The sequence below is a fragment of the Exiguobacterium sp. NPDC077395 genome, from assembly GCF_050269125.1.
GTDB lineage: Bacteria > Bacillota > Bacilli > Exiguobacteriales > Exiguobacteriaceae > Exiguobacterium > Exiguobacterium aestuarii_A.
Genome location: NZ_JBNNHU010000001.1, coordinates 1,084,824 through 1,101,845 on the forward strand (window position 1 = coordinate 1,084,824; position 17,022 = coordinate 1,101,845).

Annotated in this window: 19 protein-coding genes; 18 read left to right on the forward strand and 1 reads right to left on the reverse strand. The window is 48.0% G+C overall.

The annotated features are described in order from the left end of the window. The first annotated feature begins 70 nt into the window (after positions 1-70). Both ACQKD4_RS05565 and ACQKD4_RS05570 read left to right on the forward strand, forming a co-directional pair. Positions 71-427: a GCN5 family acetyltransferase gene (locus tag ACQKD4_RS05565; RefSeq protein ID WP_031423428.1), complete on the forward strand. Its 357-nt coding sequence runs from the start codon at positions 71-73 to the stop codon at positions 425-427. Between the two features lie 90 nt (positions 428-517). Then, positions 518-796, forward strand: a complete 279-nt coding sequence (locus ACQKD4_RS05570; protein WP_427372697.1) for a hypothetical protein — start codon at positions 518-520, stop codon at positions 794-796. 31 nt (positions 797-827) lie between these two features. Here the strand turns inward: ACQKD4_RS05570 and ACQKD4_RS05575 are convergent, their stop codons facing one another. Continuing rightward, entirely contained in the window at positions 828-1,295 is a 468-nt protein-coding gene (locus ACQKD4_RS05575; RefSeq protein WP_427372698.1) for a DUF309 domain-containing protein, read from the reverse strand. 83 nt (positions 1,296-1,378) lie between these two features. Here ACQKD4_RS05575 and ACQKD4_RS05580 point away from each other — a divergent pair, with 83 nt between their 5' ends. The 16 genes from ACQKD4_RS05580 to ACQKD4_RS05655 all read left to right on the forward strand — a co-directional run bounded on the left by ACQKD4_RS05580 (position 1,379) and on the right by ACQKD4_RS05655 (position 16,994). Continuing rightward, positions 1,379-2,146, forward strand: a complete 768-nt coding sequence (locus ACQKD4_RS05580) for a segregation/condensation protein A (RefSeq protein WP_427372699.1) — start codon at positions 1,379-1,381, stop codon at positions 2,144-2,146. Beyond that, complete coding sequence (scpB, locus tag ACQKD4_RS05585) at positions 2,124-2,717, forward strand: SMC-Scp complex subunit ScpB (RefSeq protein WP_074033229.1); 594 nt, start codon at positions 2,124-2,126, stop codon at positions 2,715-2,717. Before ACQKD4_RS05580 ends, scpB begins: the two co-directional genes overlap by 23 nt. Before the next feature lie 4 nt (positions 2,718-2,721). Then, entirely contained in the window at positions 2,722-3,480 is a 759-nt protein-coding gene (locus ACQKD4_RS05590; RefSeq protein WP_074033228.1) for a pseudouridine synthase, read from the forward strand. Between the two features lie 136 nt (positions 3,481-3,616). Continuing rightward, positions 3,617-4,198, forward strand: coding sequence for a redoxin domain-containing protein (locus ACQKD4_RS05595; RefSeq protein ID WP_074033227.1), 582 nt, complete (start codon positions 3,617-3,619; stop codon positions 4,196-4,198). A 19-nt stretch (positions 4,199-4,217) separates the two neighbouring features. Next, on the forward strand, positions 4,218-5,762 hold the full coding sequence (gene resB, locus ACQKD4_RS05600) for a cytochrome c biogenesis protein ResB (protein ID WP_427372700.1): 1,545 nt from the start codon (positions 4,218-4,220) through the stop codon (positions 5,760-5,762). Then, positions 5,762-6,946, forward strand: a complete 1,185-nt coding sequence (gene ccsB / locus ACQKD4_RS05605; RefSeq protein WP_214692798.1) for a c-type cytochrome biogenesis protein CcsB — start codon at positions 5,762-5,764, stop codon at positions 6,944-6,946. The genes resB and ccsB overlap by 1 nt, the downstream gene beginning before the upstream one ends. A gap of 160 nt (positions 6,947-7,106) precedes the next feature. Then, positions 7,107-7,823, forward strand: a complete 717-nt coding sequence (locus ACQKD4_RS05610; RefSeq protein ID WP_026825821.1) for a response regulator transcription factor — start codon at positions 7,107-7,109, stop codon at positions 7,821-7,823. Further along, positions 7,820-9,529 carry an ATP-binding protein gene (locus tag ACQKD4_RS05615; RefSeq protein ID WP_427372701.1) on the forward strand — a complete coding sequence of 570 codons (1,710 nt, stop codon included), beginning with the start codon at positions 7,820-7,822 and terminating at the stop codon, positions 9,527-9,529. The genes ACQKD4_RS05610 and ACQKD4_RS05615 overlap by 4 nt, the downstream gene beginning before the upstream one ends. Positions 9,530-9,578: 49 nt before the next feature. Further along, on the forward strand, positions 9,579-10,130 hold the full coding sequence (locus tag ACQKD4_RS05620; RefSeq protein ID WP_427372702.1) for a cob(I)yrinic acid a,c-diamide adenosyltransferase: 552 nt from the start codon (positions 9,579-9,581) through the stop codon (positions 10,128-10,130). 7 nt (positions 10,131-10,137) lie between these two features. Then, the gene (yfmF, locus tag ACQKD4_RS05625) at positions 10,138-11,376 is read left to right on the forward strand and encodes an EF-P 5-aminopentanol modification-associated protein YfmF (protein WP_427372703.1); all 1,239 of its coding nucleotides are present in this window, start codon (positions 10,138-10,140) and stop codon (positions 11,374-11,376) included. Continuing rightward, positions 11,373-12,632: an EF-P 5-aminopentanol modification-associated protein YfmH gene (yfmH, locus tag ACQKD4_RS05630; RefSeq protein ID WP_427372704.1), complete on the forward strand. Its 1,260-nt coding sequence runs from the start codon at positions 11,373-11,375 to the stop codon at positions 12,630-12,632. Before yfmF ends, yfmH begins: the two co-directional genes overlap by 4 nt. Further along, the gene (gene ymfI, locus ACQKD4_RS05635) at positions 12,611-13,324 is read left to right on the forward strand and encodes an elongation factor P 5-aminopentanone reductase (protein WP_353047680.1); all 714 of its coding nucleotides are present in this window, start codon (positions 12,611-12,613) and stop codon (positions 13,322-13,324) included. The genes yfmH and ymfI overlap by 22 nt, the downstream gene beginning before the upstream one ends. Before the next feature lie 93 nt (positions 13,325-13,417). Next, a complete protein-coding gene (locus ACQKD4_RS05640) occupies positions 13,418-14,194 on the forward strand; it encodes a YmfK family protein (RefSeq protein ID WP_012726484.1) in 777 nt (258 codons plus the stop codon). 27 nt (positions 14,195-14,221) lie between these two features. Further along, the gene (locus ACQKD4_RS05645; protein WP_074033219.1) at positions 14,222-15,094 is read left to right on the forward strand and encodes a helix-turn-helix domain-containing protein; all 873 of its coding nucleotides are present in this window, start codon (positions 14,222-14,224) and stop codon (positions 15,092-15,094) included. Between the two features lie 32 nt (positions 15,095-15,126). Continuing rightward, complete coding sequence (gene pgsA, locus ACQKD4_RS05650; RefSeq protein ID WP_214692781.1) at positions 15,127-15,705, forward strand: CDP-diacylglycerol--glycerol-3-phosphate 3-phosphatidyltransferase; 579 nt, start codon at positions 15,127-15,129, stop codon at positions 15,703-15,705. Positions 15,706-15,767: 62 nt separating this feature from the next. Continuing rightward, positions 15,768-16,994: a competence/damage-inducible protein A gene (locus ACQKD4_RS05655; RefSeq protein WP_427372705.1), complete on the forward strand. Its 1,227-nt coding sequence runs from the start codon at positions 15,768-15,770 to the stop codon at positions 16,992-16,994. Positions 16,995-17,022 lie beyond the last annotated feature (28 nt).

Consider the following 17,022-nt stretch of genomic DNA (forward strand, 5'->3'; position numbering starts at 1 on the left):
GCACAATGAACCATGTCTCTCACGTCTTCACATCGTGAAACTTGAATGACTAAAGGTGGTGAACCCAGCGATGCTGGTCAAATATAAACGTTCTTATGAAAAGACGGCGATGGGTCTACTCGCATTCTCATGCAGTGACAAATCTCCGCTTAGCTTGCTTGAACTCGTCCGATCGTATGACGAGGAAGAGTCGAAGTTCCTCTATTTGTGGAAAGTCGGTGAAGACTTCGTCGGCATCATTGGAATGGAGCAACAAGGAACGACGATGGTCATTGACCATATCGCCTTGTCGCCATCATTCCGTGGCGAGAAACGTTCTTACGAGCTTCTAGACGAGGTGAGAAACGTACTTCCACTTGATTTGACGTTAACCGGTACAGGCAAGACGGGCGATTTATTGGATAAATGGAATCAATTAGTCGTCTGATGACAAAAACCCCCGTAATCACGATTGTGATTATGGGGGTTTTACATATTACATGGAGTAAATCACAAACCCTTTAAATGAGGTGGATTCATGAATCGAGTAACAATCGATGAACTGATCAATCGATTGGAGCAAGTGCTCAGGCAAGAACGAACGCGAGAAGAAATCTCTGACTGGGCATATCAGTGGTTGGAACAGTATGAAAATATAGATGGATTTGATTGGACAGCTTCTGACAAGGTGGTTTGGTCCTGCTTACAAACAATCTATGGCATGGATTTACTTGAAACCCCTTCTGAATATTTACATGATCGGAACGATCTCGAGAGTTGGGTGACGGCGTTTAAGAATTTAAAAAATCATCATTGATCATAAAAAGGAGACGTCTTGAATCTTGACGTCAACTTCTTGCACGTTGCCTTTTTAAAAGTGCCAACTCCCGTTCCGTGATGACCTCACTCCGGTCACGGTGAAGATGCTTGTGGACCAATTCCTCGAACGACAGGTCTGTCGATGGGAACATCGGTTTTAGTGATTCGACCGTGTCACGAACATCCTGTTGTAATGGGAGCTTCGTGTGTAACGGCCATTCATCAAGCTGTGCGATGAAGGAGTCGACATCCAGACCGAGCTCATGTAAATAGGGGGAAGCGATGTCCATCTTTCGACGTAAGAGTCGCAAGCTCTTTTTCGCGCCGATGAGATTGTCTCGTCGTAGATGATAGTGAATGACGGCGTATTGGATGAGTGCCGCATAGCCGTGATGACGACGACCGTCTGCCTGCCACGCTTCTTCTAATACCTCATGACATTCGAAATAATCGGCATGACATTCAAAAAGCAACGTATAATGAATAAAAGGGGTCATGAATCATTTTTCTCCTTTCGTGTCCACGGTGTTATAAAACATGTTATACTAAAGCGCAAAAATGTAAAATGGCAGGTGTCTCTATGGAAGCCTATAACGTTAAAATCGATACGTTCGAAGGTCCACTCGACCTGTTGCTCCATTTGATCGGAAAAATGGAGATTGATATCGTCGACATTTCCGTGGCAGAAGTCACTGACCAGTATGTCGGCTATATTCGCACGATGCAAAAATTTGAACTCGACGTGGCCAGTGAATACTTGGTCATGGCGGCGACGTTGCTCCAGTTAAAGAGCAAGCAGTTGTTACCGCCTGTTCAGGTCGAGGATGAGGATGTTCCAGACTTCAACGAAGAACCGACTCGTGAGGGACTCATTCGTCAATTAATCGAATACAAAGCATATAAAGAAGCAGTCGTTTTCATGCGTGAACAGGAAGAACATCGTCTTGAACTTTATACACGACCGGGAGAAGATTTGACGAACTACATGTCAGAGGAAGTGTCGAAGTACGACGGACCGCTGAACTTCTCAGACCTTCTTCATGCCTATTCTAAAATGATTGAACGGAAACGTTGGAAAGAACGACGCAAAAAGACGATTAAACGCGAAGAGCGGACGCTCGAGGAACAGATGACGAGACTTCATGAGCACGTTTCTTCTACGCGACAGACATCGTTTTTCGCCTTCTTTGTAGAACGACCGAACGTCTCAGATCTCGTCGTGACGTTTATGGCGCTTCTTGAGCTGATCAAGCTACGGGTCGTCGAAACGAAACAACTTGACCAAGACATTCAAATCTCGTTCATCGAATCATCAAAGAAAGGGGATGAAGCGGTTGCTGTCCTATGAAACGATTATCGAAGGATTGCTATTCGTCGTCGGGGACGAAGGGATGGAAGTCCGAGCGCTCGCAGAGACGCTCGACATCTCAGAGGCTGCTGCACGAGAACAGCTCAGTAAGTTAGAAGCCTCGTTTAAAACATCGAACCGACCGTTCCAACTCATGGAATCGGCAGGTGTGTACAAACTTGTGACCGTTCCAGACGTGTCTCCCTACATTCAAAAATATGTCGGAACGATGGCGGAGCAGGCACTTTCACGCGCGGCGATGGAGACGCTCGTCATTATCGCTTATAAGCAGCCGGTCACGCGGGCGGACATCGAGGAGGTTCGCGGTGTCAAAGTGGAGCGAGTCATTCATACGCTATTATCAAAAGGGTTAATCGAATCAGCTGGTCGTGCTAAAACAATTGGTCGTGCCAAGTTATATCGAACGACAGAGCATTTCCTCGACCACTTTGGATTTAACTCGCTCGAAGAATTACCACCATTAACATTTGAGGATGAACTGACAGACGAAGGCGATTTGTTCTTCGGTCAGGAATCACCGAAGCAAGAAGAGAGATTGGAGAAGGATTAATCATATGGAACGTTTACAAAAAGTAATCGCACAAGCGGGGGTCGCCTCGCGTCGTAAAGCGGAAGAAATGATTTTGGATGGTCGCGTCCGTGTCAACGGAAAAGTGGTACGTGAACTCGGGACGAAAGTCGGACCGAAGTCAGAGATTGAGGTCGATGGCGTCAAAATCGAGCAAGAAGAGCATGTCTACTACGTGCTCTATAAACCGAGCGGCTATGTGTCGACGGTAGAAGACGATAAAGGACGTAAAGTGATCACGGACCTCGTGCCACCAGGAGCACGTGTTTTCCCGGTCGGACGTCTTGACTATAACACGACAGGACTCATCATTTTGACGAATGATGGAGAGTTCTCGAACATGATGACGCATCCGAAATATAAGATTCAAAAGCGCTATGTGGCAAAAGTGAAGAACATCCCTTCTTACTTGGCAATCAAGCAACTAGAGTCAGGTGTTCAGCTCGATGATGGATTCAAAACGGGTAGTGCGAAAGTGAAGATGAAGTCTGTCGACCAGAAAAAGAACACGGCCATCCTTGAGATCGTTATCTCGGAGGGACACAATCGTCAAATCCGTCGCATGGTCGAAGCAATCGGTTCTGAGGTCATCAAACTAAAGCGTGAACAGTTCGGTTTCTTGACGCTCGACGGGCTCAATACCGGCGACTGGCGTGAACTTTCACACAAAGAGATCAGCAAGCTTCGTGAACTCGCGAATCCGACGGTTCCACCTAAACCACGAGGCAAAAAGAAGAAAAAATAACAACAAAAAATCGTCCTGAAATAGGATGATTTTTTTGATTGTGTAAATTGTGTGACAAAAAAATGAAAAAAGTCTGTTAATGTGCGTTTTTAATGTTTTTTCAGTACAATAGCAACTGAAGGATGGTGTGGAAACGATGACAAAAGATCAAAACAAAGACGACCGCATGGAACAAGCGGTCGCGAAAAAGAAAAAGAGGTCATTTTGGCGCTTGATGATTATGACGGTCGTTCTCTTTGCGGGAGCCATCACCGTCATGCAATTGTTCGACCAAGCTGGGAATGACGGACGCATCGAGGCAGGGGACGAGGCACCGAACTTCAAACTCGTCACACTCGACGGTTCGACCCTTTATGAACGTGACACATACGAAGGAAAAGGAATGCTTCTCAACTTCTGGGGTACGTTCTGTGAACCTTGTAAGAAAGAAATGCCAGTCGTACAAGAAAATTACGCAACACTCCAAGACATGGGTGTCGATTTTTGGGCGGTGAACGTCGGTGAGACGCCGCTTCGCGTCGATAACTTTGTGAACGACCTCGGTGTCGGTCTCGATTATCCGATCTTGATGGACACGAAGAGTGAAGTCGAGAAAGCCTATGGCATTTATAACTTACCTGTCACATTCGTCATCGATGGTGAAGGAAACGTAATTGAAAAATATGAAGGTGAACTCACGAAAGAGAAATTGATGGAGCTAGCCGAGAAGTCATTGTAAGCGAACGGGGGACGCACAGATGCTAGATATGAAATACGAAGGCGCTGATTTACGGTCGAAGCGTCGTCCTAAATCGGTCATTGACCGGGTGTGGAACTTCTTCGCATCGGTCAAAGTGGGATTGTGGTTGATTGCGCTGATTATTGTCGGCTCGGCAATCGGGACGATTTTCCCTCAAGAAATGTACATCCCACAACAGTTACCTCCAGAGCAATATTACTTGGAGGAATATGGGACGCCAGGTTCGATTTATTATGCACTTGGATTCCATAACTTATATACGTCATGGTGGTACATCGGTCTCATCGTCATGTTGACGCTCTCGCTCATCGTCGTATCGATTGACCGTGGTGTCCCGCTCTATAAAGCGCTCAAGAATCAACCCGTAAGACGGACAGAGCGCTTTATGAAAGGACAGCGCCTCTTCGGACAAGGCGAAGGAACAGACGCTCAGATTGACGAGATGGAAGTGTCGCTCAAGAAAAAGCGGTACAGTGTCAAACGGGACGGAGATGCCTTGTTGGCTGAAAAACACCGTTTCGGTCGTTGGGGTCCATACGTGAACCACGTCGGTCTCGTCATCTTCTTCCTCGGGGCGATGCTCCGCGTGTTCCCGGCATTCCATACAGATACGCTTGAATGGGTGCGAGAAGGAGATACGGTCTCATTAGAGGCGACAGATGGGGAATACTATTTACGGAACGACCAGTTCATTCTTGAAATGTATGACCCGGAGAACAATGAGGAAGATGCGAAATTCGCAGCTGCCATTGAAAAAGCCGGGGCTGTTCCAAAAAACTATGAGACGGAACTGACATTATTTAAGAAGACGGGAACGAACGAGGACGGATCGCCGCAACTCGAACAAGTCGATGTCGGTTCGACGAAAGTCAATCACCCGTTTAAGTTCGAAAAATATGAAGTGTATCAAGAGCAATATTCAAGTCGACCGGAGTTCTTGTCGATGTCGTTCATGCTTGCCGATAAACAGACAGGTGACGAGTATGGACCGTTCAAAGTCGACCTCGAGAATCCGGAAAAGTCGTATGACTTAGACGGGGTCACGGTCACGTTGAAAGACTTGTATCCTGATTTTGAGGTGAAGGATGGGCAACCGAACACGAAATCACCACGTGCACTGAATCCTGCCTTCTTCTTCGATGTCGAATCACCTGAAGGCGAGACGGAATCAAACTTGATTGGTATTCGACTTAACGTCGCTGATGAAGAAAACCGGTACGAAGTAAAGTTTGCGGGCACAGAGATGGCGAGCACGAGCGGTCTTCGAGTGAAGAGTGACTCGACGTACCCGATTCTGATCGTCGGTGCGACCATCTTCATGATTGGAATTGTGATGGGCATGTATTGGCCACACCGCCGTGTCTGGATTCGTCGTCATGAAGATGAGGTACTCGTCGCAGGCTTTACGAACAAAAACCCGTCCTCGCTCCGTCGAGAGGTTTCGCCATTATTAGAACAGGCCGGTTTACCGATGTGGGAAGATCAGGCGAGATTTACTTCGAAGCCGGAGAACGAGTCAACAGATGAAAGAGGGGAATCTTGATGGAATGGATTGAATGGAGCAGCCGAATGCTGTTTATCGCATTCTTCCTTTACGCGATCTCGACGGTTCTCTTTACGATTGCCGTTAGTGGTATGCGTAAGGATCGAAACGTCAACCGTGTCGCCTATGGGAAGTATGCCTTCATCTTGGCAATTATCGGATTTATCGCCCAAATGACATATTTCTTTATGCGTTGGGCAGGTGTCGGCTATGCGCCGGTATCAAACTTATATGAATATACGACGTTCTTCGGCATGATGATGGTGCTCGGGTTCCTCGTCGTATACGGGATTTATAAAAATGACGTACTCGGATTGTTCGCGATGCCAGTGGCGTTACTCGTCATTGCTTTCGCCTCGATGTTCTCGAGTGAGGTCGCACCGCTCATTCCGGCACTCAACAGTGTATGGTTAAAAATCCACGTCACGACGGCAGCGCTCGGACAAGGGATTTTGGCCATCAGTTTTGCGTCAGGTCTCATTTTCTTATTGAATGAGACATCGATGAAAGAACAGTCTAAGTCACGGACGTGGCTTGAAGTGACGATGTTCGTTCTCATGTGTACACTCGGGTTCATCATCGTATCGATGCTCTTCAAAGGAATCGGTGCCGGTGGTGTCGTCGAATTCACGAATGACCGTGGTCAAGTCGAGACATATGAGTACTTCATGCCAATCCTATTTGTACCAGAAGGGGCACAGCTCTTGTCAGGAGCGAGCGGTTTGTCACTTGAGTTGCCGAATTGGATCAATACACTCAAGTTGAACACGCTCATCTGGTCGGTTATCGGTGGTGTCGTGATTTATGCGTTGCTCCGCTTCGTCATTTTGCGAAAACGCATCGCTGAAGCGCTTCAACCGCTTGCGAAAAAGGTCGACCTCGACCTTGCTGATGAGATCAGCTATCGCTCGGTCGCAATCGGATTGCCGGTCTTCATCCTCGGCGGTCTCATCTTTGCGATGATTTGGGCACAGATTGCATGGAACCGCTTCTGGGGTTGGGATCCAAAGGAAGTATGGGCCCTCATTACGATGCTCATTTATATTTATTACTTGCATATGCGCATCCAGCGCGGTTGGACCGGAACGAAAGCGGCTTGGTTATGTGTCGGTGGATTTGCCATCATCATGTTCAACCTCGTCTTCGTCAACTTGGTCATCGCCGGTCTACATTCATATGCATGACGCGAAAGAAGTCACAATTGTGACTTCTTTTTCATTTGGTCCATCAAATCATCGTTGTGAAGCGAAATAATAGAGTGGTATAGTTATGGCAGGGAGTGGAATGTTCACAATTGTGCAACATTCGCTACAACTCGTAATGGGTCTTAGGAGGGTTTCTGGTATGGCTGAGAAAACGAAGATTTTAGTAGTCGACGACGAAGAGAGAATTCGCCGACTTTTGAAAATGTACTTAGAACGTGAACAGTATGTGATTGAAGAAGCGGTCAATGGAGAAGAGGCACTCGCTCTCGCTCTTGAAAACGAATACGACGTCATCTTACTTGATTTGATGATGCCGAAAATGGACGGAGTCGAAGTGTGTACAGAACTCCGGAAAACGAAAGCGACACCGGTCATCATGCTTACAGCGAAAGGTGAAGAGATTGATCGTGTCCAAGGATTTGAAGTCGGGGCGGACGATTACATCGTGAAACCGTTCAGTCCGCGTGAGGTCGTTCTTCGCGTCAAGGCACTCCTTCGTCGTTCTGGCTCGACTAAGTTTATGCAGACGAGTGAGAAATCAAAAGATTTGATTGTGTTCCCGCACTTGACGATTGACAATGATGCGCACCGTGTCACGGTCGACGGAGAAGAGATTGCCCTTACACCGAAAGAATATGAATTGCTGTTCTTCCTTGCGAAGCAGGTCGATAAAGTCTTTTCTCGTGAGCAGTTGTTGAAAGAAGTATGGAACTATGAATTTTTCGGAGACCTTCGGACCGTCGATACGCATGTGAAACGTCTTCGTGAGAAATTGAATCGCGTCTCACCAGATGCGGCTCATATGATCACGACTGTATGGGGTGTCGGGTATAAGTTCGAAGCTGCTAGTGAATGATGATTCGGCGAAACAGCATCGTCACGAAACTGTGGCTGACGATTCTCGTTTTGGTCAGTGTCATCTTATTCATCGTCTCGGTCTTGATGCTTGAATTTTTCAACTCTTTTCACATCGACCAAGAACGTGGTCACCTCGCCAAACTTGGCGGACAGGTTCAGTCGGTGTTGTTGAATGAAGGTGACACGTCCCAGACCATCGATCAAATCATCGAAGTATATGGTGCGAACTATATTTTAGAAAACGGGACCACGCGCTCAAATTTCGGGAATCAAGTGGACGGGCTGATGGTTGAACTTGAACGTCAAGATTGGGAAACCTATCAGGCAGTCGGGGAGACAGCCATCGGTAATTTCTCTTCTTTTGACGATCAAGCTGCACTTGCCTACCGGACGACGTTTTCGTTATCGACCGGACAATATACACTCTACTTACTTGAACCACTCGATGCGATTTCGAGTGCGAATGCCGGTGCCCGAACAATCATTCTTTGGACTGTTGCTTCGGCCATCATTGTGACGACCGTGTTCGCCTTCTTCTTATCGACGCGGATCACGGCCCCACTTCGAGCGATGCGAGATGCGGTCAATAAGACGGGGAAAGGTCAATTTGACTTGCGTCTTGAAACGAAGACTCGAGACGAAATTGGAGAACTTGCCGCCTCGTTCAACGCGATGAGCAGTCAACTGGCAAAATATGTAGACGCGTTAGACCGAGAACGTCTGCAACTTGCCTCCATTCTTCGTTCGATGGCGGACGGTGTCATCACGCTCGACCGTCACGCAAACGTGATCGTCACCAATCCACAGGCTAGTCCATTGCTTCAAGACGGTCAGCCGCATGAAGTCGTACTGTCACTGTATGAAGAAGTAATGGAAGGGACGGCTGAGAAGACGATTGAAGTGAAACAAGATGACCGTTACTATACGTTGACGGTCACGCCGCTCATCGGGGAGGATGATTTCGAGGGAGCTGTCGTCGTCATTCGCGACACATCTGAAAGCCACCGTCTCGATAAGATGCGGACCGATTTCGTGGCGAATATTAGCCATGAACTGCGGACACCGCTCGTGACGCTACAAGGTTATTCAGAGGCAATCATCGACGGGATGACAGAAAGTGACGAGGCGACGAAAGAATTTGCGTCAATCATTTATGACGAATCTCTTCGACTTGCGCGACTTGTCAACGACTTACTTGATTTGGCCCGCATCGAATCGGGTAAAGAAACGATGCAATTCAGTTCGTTCGACATCGGTGATTTCTTGCCACGTGTCATGAGAAAGTTCAATCAAATGGCATCTGAAAAAGAGATTCGATTACAGACGGACGTACCGCATCGACAGATTGAAGCAGACGGTGACCGACTCGAGCAAGTATTCACGAACTTGATCGGCAACGCGATTGCCCATACCGATTCAGGAGAGATTCGAATTGAGGCGACCGAGATGCCTGATGGGTTGCAGATTCGACTGACCGACACAGGACACGGGATTCCGAAAGAGGACTTGCCGTTCGTGTTTGAGCGATTCTATAAAGCTGACAAAGCACGAACGAGCGGGTCGAAGACCGGTACCGGGATTGGTTTAGCCATCGTGAAAAATGTGATCGATGCCCACCATGGAACGGTCAGCGTATCGAGCACATTCGGTGTCGGAACGACGTTTGACATTTACTTACCATTTGAACAACCACATATCTCATAATGGTGACTCGTCTGAGTCACCATTTGTGGCATTTTAAGGGGGAAGCCGAATGAAGCGATATACACGCACGGGCGACACGGGTGAAACATCACTGATTGGTAGCCGCGTCGATAAACATCATCCTCAAATCGAAGCGATGGGGCATCTTGATGAATTGAACAGTCACATCGGATTAGCGATTGCGCAACAGACCGACGCGTCGCTCCGGGAACAGCTGACGAAGATTCAGCACGACTTGTTTGACCTCGGTTCGGAGCTGATGTATACGGACGCGCCCCCGAAAACGGTCGATTTGTCGATTGTGACGGAACTTGAACAATGGATGGACGAATGGGAAAAATCATGTCCAGAACTTGTGCGTTTCATCTTACCGGGAGGAAGTGTCGCAGCGGCGAGCCTGCATGTGGCACGATCCGTTTGCCGTCGTGTCGAACGAGATTTGACCGCACTCGGTGTCGCCGACCGACAACTTCCATATTTTAACCGATTGAGTGACTATCTTTTCACGGTCGCACGGTATGCAAATGTTGTCGCAGGCGTACCGGACCAAGAATATGCACGCGGCGCTGCCGTGTTTCAACCAAAACGAAAAAAGGAGTGATCGGCTGATGAAAGGAATCGAACAGTTCCAACATCAATTGCACTATTCGGTCTATCCGACCAAAAAATTTAAAACGACGACTTGCCTCGTCTCGTTTGCGGCCCCGCTGTCTCAGGACACGGTGGCAGACCGGGCACTGCTTCCATTCATTATGGAAAAATCGACAGAAGCTTATCCATCAATTGAGTTATTTCACACACCGCTAGAAGATTTATACGATACAAACTTGTATGCGGGCGCATCAAAAATTGGTAAAGAGCATGTCATCCAATTTCAACTCGAAGTCGTTAATGACAATCTTGTCGGCGAAGACGTCTTAAGTCAGGCCATTCAATTACTCGAGGAAGTGTTACTTCGTCCGAATGTCTATGATGGCGCGTTCCAACCGCTCATCGTGGAGCAAGAACGCCGATTGCAGCGTCAGCGAATCGAATCAGTCTATGATGACAAGATGCGTTTCGCTCAACAGCGCCTGCAAGAGATGCTCGGAGGCGAGCTCGCCATCCCGTCTCTCGGTACGCTCGAACAGCTCGATCACGTCACGCCGAAATCACTTTTCAATGCTTATCAATCGATGATTCAGAACGATCGTGTCGACATTTATGTCGTCGGCGATGTCGACCGTCAACAAGTCGAACAGGCATTTAACCCGCTCGAATCGCTCGGGTCGCGTCAGCCGAGACGTCTGCCCGAACCGAGCCGTGGTGAGTTCAAACGATTAGAAGAGCATCAAGACATCAAGCAAAGTAAACTTCATCTCGCCTACGCGATTGACGTCGATCCGCGGACAGAAGATGCCATCCGTATGCAAGTCGTGAACGGATTATTCGGTGGGTTCCCGCACTCGAAGCTGTTCATGAACGTCCGTGAAAAAGAAAGTTTAGCCTACTATGCCGCGTCACAATACAGTTCGCTCAGTCGAAAACTGTTCGTGTATGCGGGAATCGATGCATCAAATCAACAAAAGACCGAACACATTATCGAAGAGCAGTTAAAAGCACTGCAGGCGGGTGAGTTCGAAGATGAGACGTTACAACAGACGAAAGAAATGTTGTTCCACCAACGTCGCCAACTCGGAGACAGCCCTCGTCAGTTGATTGGATGGATGAGTGGTGCAGACATACGCCCGTTTTCACTCGACGAAGAGATGGCAATCATCGAGAGTACGACACGCAACCACGTCATCGCGCTTGCGAATGAGATTTCGCTCGAAGCAGTTTACTGTCTGAAAGGAGGAGAAGCATGAAACTAGATTTCCCAAACGTCGGAGAGACTTTACATCACCACGTTCTCGACAATGGCCTCTCCGTATATTTGCTGAAGAAGACTGGATATGAGAAAACGTTCGCGACGTTCACGACGAAATATGGTTCAATTGACCGTCGCTTCAAATTAGAGGATTGGATAGAGGTGCCGGACGGAATCGCACATTTCTTAGAGCATAAGATGTTCGAAAAAGAGGATGGCGACGTCTTCCAACAGTTCGGTCGCCAAGGGGCATCAGCGAATGCCTTCACCTCATTCACGCGGACGGCATACTTGTTCGGGGCAACATCGAACGTGCCGGAAAACGTGAAAACGCTACTCAATTTCGTTCAGGAACCATATTTCACGAAAGAGTCAGTCGAGAAAGAAAAGGGTATCATCGGTCAAGAGATTCAAATGTATCAAGACAATCCGGGATGGCGTCTTTATTTCGGATTGATTGAAGCGATGTATGAGACACATCCCGTCAAAATCGATATCGCCGGAACAATCGAATCGATCTCAAAAATCACGGCAGAAGATTTGTATACGTGTCATCAGGCATTCTACCATCCGAGCAACATGGCGTTGTTCGTCGTCGGGAACATCGAGCCAGATGAGATGCTTGAATTGATTCGTGACAATCAGGCAGCTAAATCTTTTGACGCGCCACCTTTAAGAGCACGTGAGACGGTGGAAGAACCGACCACGGTTCGTCTGTCAGAACGGGTCATTGAGATGGATGTCTCGGTTCCGAAAGTGATGATTGGCTATAAAGATGTCCCACAAGCTGGAGAAGCCGGTCTCAAACAAGAGTTGACGGTGGAGCTCCTTATGCACGCGCTCTTTGATACGACAGCCCCCCTCTACACGGAATTGTACGCAGAAGGGTTAATCGATGATGCATTCTCATTTGATTATACGTCAGAAGAGACGTTCGCCTTCGCCGCACTATCGATGGAAACGTCCCATGTCGATGCTTTTGTCGAACGTGTCACGGGTGCGTTGGAGCGCCCACTTCATCTTGATCAAGAGACGCTCAATCGTAAGAAGCGGATGATGCAGGGACAATTTTTAAAAGCACTGAATTCGCCAGAGTTTATCGCCAACCAGTTCTCACGGTATGCACTCAATGACGGGAACTTGTTCGAGATTCCGAATTTAATCGATGCCATCACATTAGATGAACTTCACGAAGCATACGTACGATTGTTCCGAAGTGAGCAACGAACGGTGTGCGTTGTCAAAAAGCCATGAAGACGTTGATTGTCGGAGCGAGCGGCGCGATTGGACGTGCCGTCTCGCTCGCTTTTCGTGAGGATGAGCTTTTGCTACATGCGAATCGAGGTCGTGAGACACTTACTCGAATGATGGAGACTGAGAAGCTACAGGCTGAACTGATTATATGTGACTTATCGGACCGAGCAGAAGTAGAGAAGTGGGTGTCGTCAATCGATACCGTTGATCGCATCGTCTACGTCGCCGGTCACGCGCTACATGGGCTTGTCGTCGACCAATCGATAGATGAGCTGGATCGACTTTACGAGGTGCATGTACGTGCCATGGTTCGGTTGATTCAGTCAGTTGTTGCGCGTAAACCGTATGACCATCGACTAGATATTGTCGTCGTCTCAAGCGTTTGGGGTGAAGTCGGGGCAGCAGCCGAAGTGTTCTATTCTACGGTCAAAGCGGCACAACTCGGTTTCGTCAAAGCGTTTGCGCGTGAAGCAGGACCGTTCAATGTTCGAATCAATGCGGTCACACCAGGGTGGATTGATACGCCGATGAATGATACGGTAGAAGAGTCGAAACAAACCGTGATGGATGACATTCCGCTTGGGCGTCTTGGTACCACTGAAGACGTGGCGAAGACGATCCGATTTTTATGCTCATCGGATGCTTCATATATGACCGGCACAGTACTACGCATTGATGGCGGTTGGCAATGATCTCGTCAAGATGCATAAACGAGTTCTTTTCAATTCTTCTAAAATAATTTAAAATAGGCAAGGTAGCGAATTTGCTCGAAAGGATGGTTCGGGATGGAACATAAATTCGAAGAGTGGTATCTCGAATATGAATTGTGTCAAAATCGACCGGGTATCCTCGGAGACATCGCGTCTCTCATGGGAATGCTTCAAATCTCCATCGTCACCATTAATGGAGTCGACCTGCAACGTCGTGGCATGCTGCTCAAAGCTCCGGCCGCAGATCATGTCCATCGACTCGAGCATATTTTAAAACGTATGGAAGCCATCGCAGTCATCAAATTGCGCCGCCCGAAATTACGGGACCGGATAGCGATTCGACATGGTCGTTACATCGACCACGACAGCGATGATAAGAAAACGTTCCGTTTCGTCCGAGAAGACTTAGGGATTCTTGTTGATTTCGTAGCAGAACTGATGAAAGAAGAACGTCATCTATTGATTGGCGTACGGGGGAACCCGCGCGTTGGGAAAACAGAATCCATCGTCGCAGCCAGTGTGTGTGCGAATAAACGTTGGTTGTTCTTGTCATCGACCCTCATGAAACAGACGGTCCGAACCTCTTTGTTTGAAGAAGAGCGGGAAGGCGATCATGTATACATAATCGATGGAGCGGTCTCTACGCGTACGATGGACGAGCGACATCGTCAACTGATCCGTGAGGTCATGCGGTTGCCTGCCGTGAAGGTCATTGAACACCCTGACCTTTATGTCCGAAACACCGATTGCGTGTACGAAGACTTTGATTATATTATTGAATTGAGAAACAATCCGGATGAGACGATTATCATCCCACAAGAAACGCATCGTGAGTCAGAATGGTTTGAATAATTATGTGAATGGAAGGTGTGGACCCCTGTGACAGAACTAGGGACTTTTTTGAAACAAAAGCGTGAGGAGAGCGGATTGACGCTCGACCAAATCCAGCAGACGACGAAGATTCAAAAGCGCTATATCATCGCGATTGAGGAAGGTGATTACAAAAATCTCCCTGGCTCTTTCTATGCACGGGCGTTCATTAAAACGTATGCGGAGTCACTCGGTCTCGATGTGGACGAATTGTATGAGACTTACGCAAAAGATCTACCAAAAATCGAAGCACAGCCATCCGTTCAACTTTCTCGTAAAAAGACGTATTCCAAAGCGTCCGAGTCGACGAGTCGAGTGTCGAGATGGGTTCCTAAAGTACTTCTCGCCCTTACCGTCTTTTTGCTCATTACAGCAATCTATTTTGCCGTGAGAAGCATCGACTTTGGTGGACAAGACGCAAGTCCGGCTGAACCACCGAGTTCAAATGTCACACTCGACCAGAACGAGGATGTCCCAGCGGATGAACCTGCAGAGGAAGAACCGGTATCAGAGGAGCCTGCTGAGGAAGAACCGCCAGCAGAATCTGGTCCGATTGCGGTAACGGAATCGAACGGGGCGGACATCACATATGAGCTCGCTACGAGCGATAAACTATCGACCGAGATTTATGTGAAAGAATCGCCAGCCTCATATGTCGGTGTTCGTGATACATCACTTGAAGGTCCGTTCCTTGCGCCTGAATATCCGAACCAATCGAAACAGAATCCGATTGTCATTGAAGATGCTGAAACGGACACGTTACGAATCCGGATCGGACTCATCGCAGGTGTTGAGAAAATCGTCGTCAACGGTCGCGAGCTCGAGCTTCAAGAGTCTCCGGTCACACAAAATATATTTGTAAAGAGAGTTGACGCAGAATAAGTCGACTCTCCTTCTAAGAGGAGGCGTTCTACATGAACCTACCTAACCGATTGACGATGTTACGCGTGGTGTTGATTCCCGTATTCGTCGTCTTACTCGCTGTTGATTTTGATTGGGGAAACATTGCCTTTTTAGGTGCTGAGATCCCGCTACACCAATTTATCGCTGGTGTCATCTTTACCATTGCGGCCATTACAGACTGGTTAGACGGTCATTTGGCGCGAAAACACAACTTGGTCACAAACTTCGGTAAATTCATGGACCCGCTCGCAGACAAACTACTCGTGACAGCGGCGCTCGTGTTGCTCGTCGAGATGGACCTCGTGGCTGCATGGGTCGTTGTCGTGATTCTTTCTCGTGAGTTTGCAGTTACAGGTCTACGACTTGTCGCTGCTGATGAGGGGATTGTCGTCGCGGCAGGTAAGTCAGGAAAAGCCAAAACATGGGTGCAACTGTTCGCCATCATTTTCCTCCTATTCGGTAACCCGATCTTCAGTTATGTCGGCATCCCGTTTGGAGAATGGGCGATGTGGTTGGCACTCGCACTCACGATTTACTCAGGTGCCGAGTATTTCGCACAAAACTACAAGATTATTGTGAAGTCGATGTAAGTCGACAAAGACGAGTTGGTTGATCTAGCTCGTCTTTTTTTTGAAGTCGAGGAGGAAATAAGATGAAACGAGCCGAAATCATTGCGGTAGGAAGCGAGTTGCTCTTAGGAGAAATCGTCAATACGAATGCGAGTTACATATCGGAACAACTGTCGAAATACGGTGTCTCGGTCTTGTATCATCAAGTTGTCGGGGATAACGCGGAACGAATGCGGGAGACGTTCGAGATTGCGCGTCGTCGTTCAGACCTTGTCATCGTTACGGGTGGACTTGGACCGACGGCAGATGATGTCACGAAGACGGTCTTGTCTGATCTGCTCGAACGCCCGATTGTTCGAGACGAAGAGGCGTTTCACACGATTCAACAATTTCTTCAGTCACGTAACCGTGAGATGAATGAAGGGGACGCTCGTCAGGCGGACGTCTTGTCAGGTGCGGACGTTTTACAAAATCCGGTCGGTCTGGCTCCAGGTATGTGGATTGAAGGGGAGACGACGTGGATGCTACTTCCTGGTGTGCCACGCGAGATGCGGGCGCTCATCGATGCGACGTTTCCGAAAAAGTTTTCAGGCGCGACGCTCGTCTCGGAATCGTTACGATTTTATGAAATTGGAGAATCGGCACTTGATGATGCCGTCAAAGACTTGTTGAACGGGTCTAACCCGACTGTCGCACCTTATGCTGAGACAGGAGAAGCGAGACTTCGAATCAGTGCTCGGGCGGTAGATGATACGGCTGCACGACTGATGATTGAAGAAATGAAAGATGAAATCTTACGACGTGTCGGTTCGTATTATTTCGGGTCAGATGATGAAACGATTGCCTCATACCTCGTGCAATCATTGACAGGTCATCACCAAACACTGGCAATTGCTGAGTCATTGACAGGAGGAGAAGTCCAATCGATGATCACATCGACTCCAGGAGCATCGGCTGTCTTTTTAGGGGGAGTCGTTACCTATTCAGATGAGCTAAAAAATAGGTATTTAGGGGTCGCTCTTGATACAATTGAACAGCACTCAGTCGTCTCAAAAGAAGTTGCTTATGAGATGGTAGATGGATTAGTTAAACAAACGAATGCGGACTACGCGCTCTCGTTCACCGGAGAAGCTGGACCAACCTCAAATTCAGGGCGTCCCGTCGGTACGGTCTACATCGGGGTGAAAACACCGGATGGAATCGAGGTCATCGAACGTGTTTATCCGCATCAAGAACGTAACGTCATTCGGCTGCGGGCTGCAAAAGATGGACTATGGGCCCTCATACAACGAATTAAAAAAGGCGAATAAATGTTCGTAAAAAACTTGTGTATCGCTA

What these genes read in the sequence shown, in the direction of transcription:
- ACQKD4_RS05565 (WP_031423428.1), top strand. Translation starts at nt 71, where the DNA reads ATGCTGGTCAAATATAAACGTTCTTATGAAAAGACGGCGATGGGTCTA.
- ACQKD4_RS05570 (WP_427372697.1), top strand. Translation starts at nt 518, where the DNA reads ATGAATCGAGTAACAATCGATGAACTGATCAATCGATTGGAGCAAGTG.
- ACQKD4_RS05575 (WP_427372698.1), bottom strand. Translation starts at nt 1,295, where the DNA reads ATGACCCCTTTTATTCATTATACGTTGCTTTTTGAATGTCATGCCGAT.
- ACQKD4_RS05580 (WP_427372699.1), top strand. Translation starts at nt 1,379, where the DNA reads ATGGAAGCCTATAACGTTAAAATCGATACGTTCGAAGGTCCACTCGAC.
- scpB (WP_074033229.1), top strand. Translation starts at nt 2,124, where the DNA reads ATGAAGCGGTTGCTGTCCTATGAAACGATTATCGAAGGATTGCTATTC.
- ACQKD4_RS05590 (WP_074033228.1), top strand. Translation starts at nt 2,722, where the DNA reads ATGGAACGTTTACAAAAAGTAATCGCACAAGCGGGGGTCGCCTCGCGT.
- ACQKD4_RS05595 (WP_074033227.1), top strand. Translation starts at nt 3,617, where the DNA reads ATGACAAAAGATCAAAACAAAGACGACCGCATGGAACAAGCGGTCGCG.
- resB (WP_427372700.1), top strand. Translation starts at nt 4,218, where the DNA reads ATGCTAGATATGAAATACGAAGGCGCTGATTTACGGTCGAAGCGTCGT.
- ccsB (WP_214692798.1), top strand. Translation starts at nt 5,762, where the DNA reads ATGGAATGGATTGAATGGAGCAGCCGAATGCTGTTTATCGCATTCTTC.
- ACQKD4_RS05610 (WP_026825821.1), top strand. Translation starts at nt 7,107, where the DNA reads ATGGCTGAGAAAACGAAGATTTTAGTAGTCGACGACGAAGAGAGAATT.
- ACQKD4_RS05615 (WP_427372701.1), top strand. Translation starts at nt 7,820, where the DNA reads ATGATGATTCGGCGAAACAGCATCGTCACGAAACTGTGGCTGACGATT.
- ACQKD4_RS05620 (WP_427372702.1), top strand. Translation starts at nt 9,579, where the DNA reads ATGAAGCGATATACACGCACGGGCGACACGGGTGAAACATCACTGATT.
- yfmF (WP_427372703.1), top strand. Translation starts at nt 10,138, where the DNA reads ATGAAAGGAATCGAACAGTTCCAACATCAATTGCACTATTCGGTCTAT.
- yfmH (WP_427372704.1), top strand. Translation starts at nt 11,373, where the DNA reads ATGAAACTAGATTTCCCAAACGTCGGAGAGACTTTACATCACCACGTT.
- ACQKD4_RS05640 (WP_012726484.1), top strand. Translation starts at nt 13,418, where the DNA reads ATGGAACATAAATTCGAAGAGTGGTATCTCGAATATGAATTGTGTCAA.
- pgsA (WP_214692781.1), top strand. Translation starts at nt 15,127, where the DNA reads ATGAACCTACCTAACCGATTGACGATGTTACGCGTGGTGTTGATTCCC.
- ACQKD4_RS05655 (WP_427372705.1), top strand. Translation starts at nt 15,768, where the DNA reads ATGAAACGAGCCGAAATCATTGCGGTAGGAAGCGAGTTGCTCTTAGGA.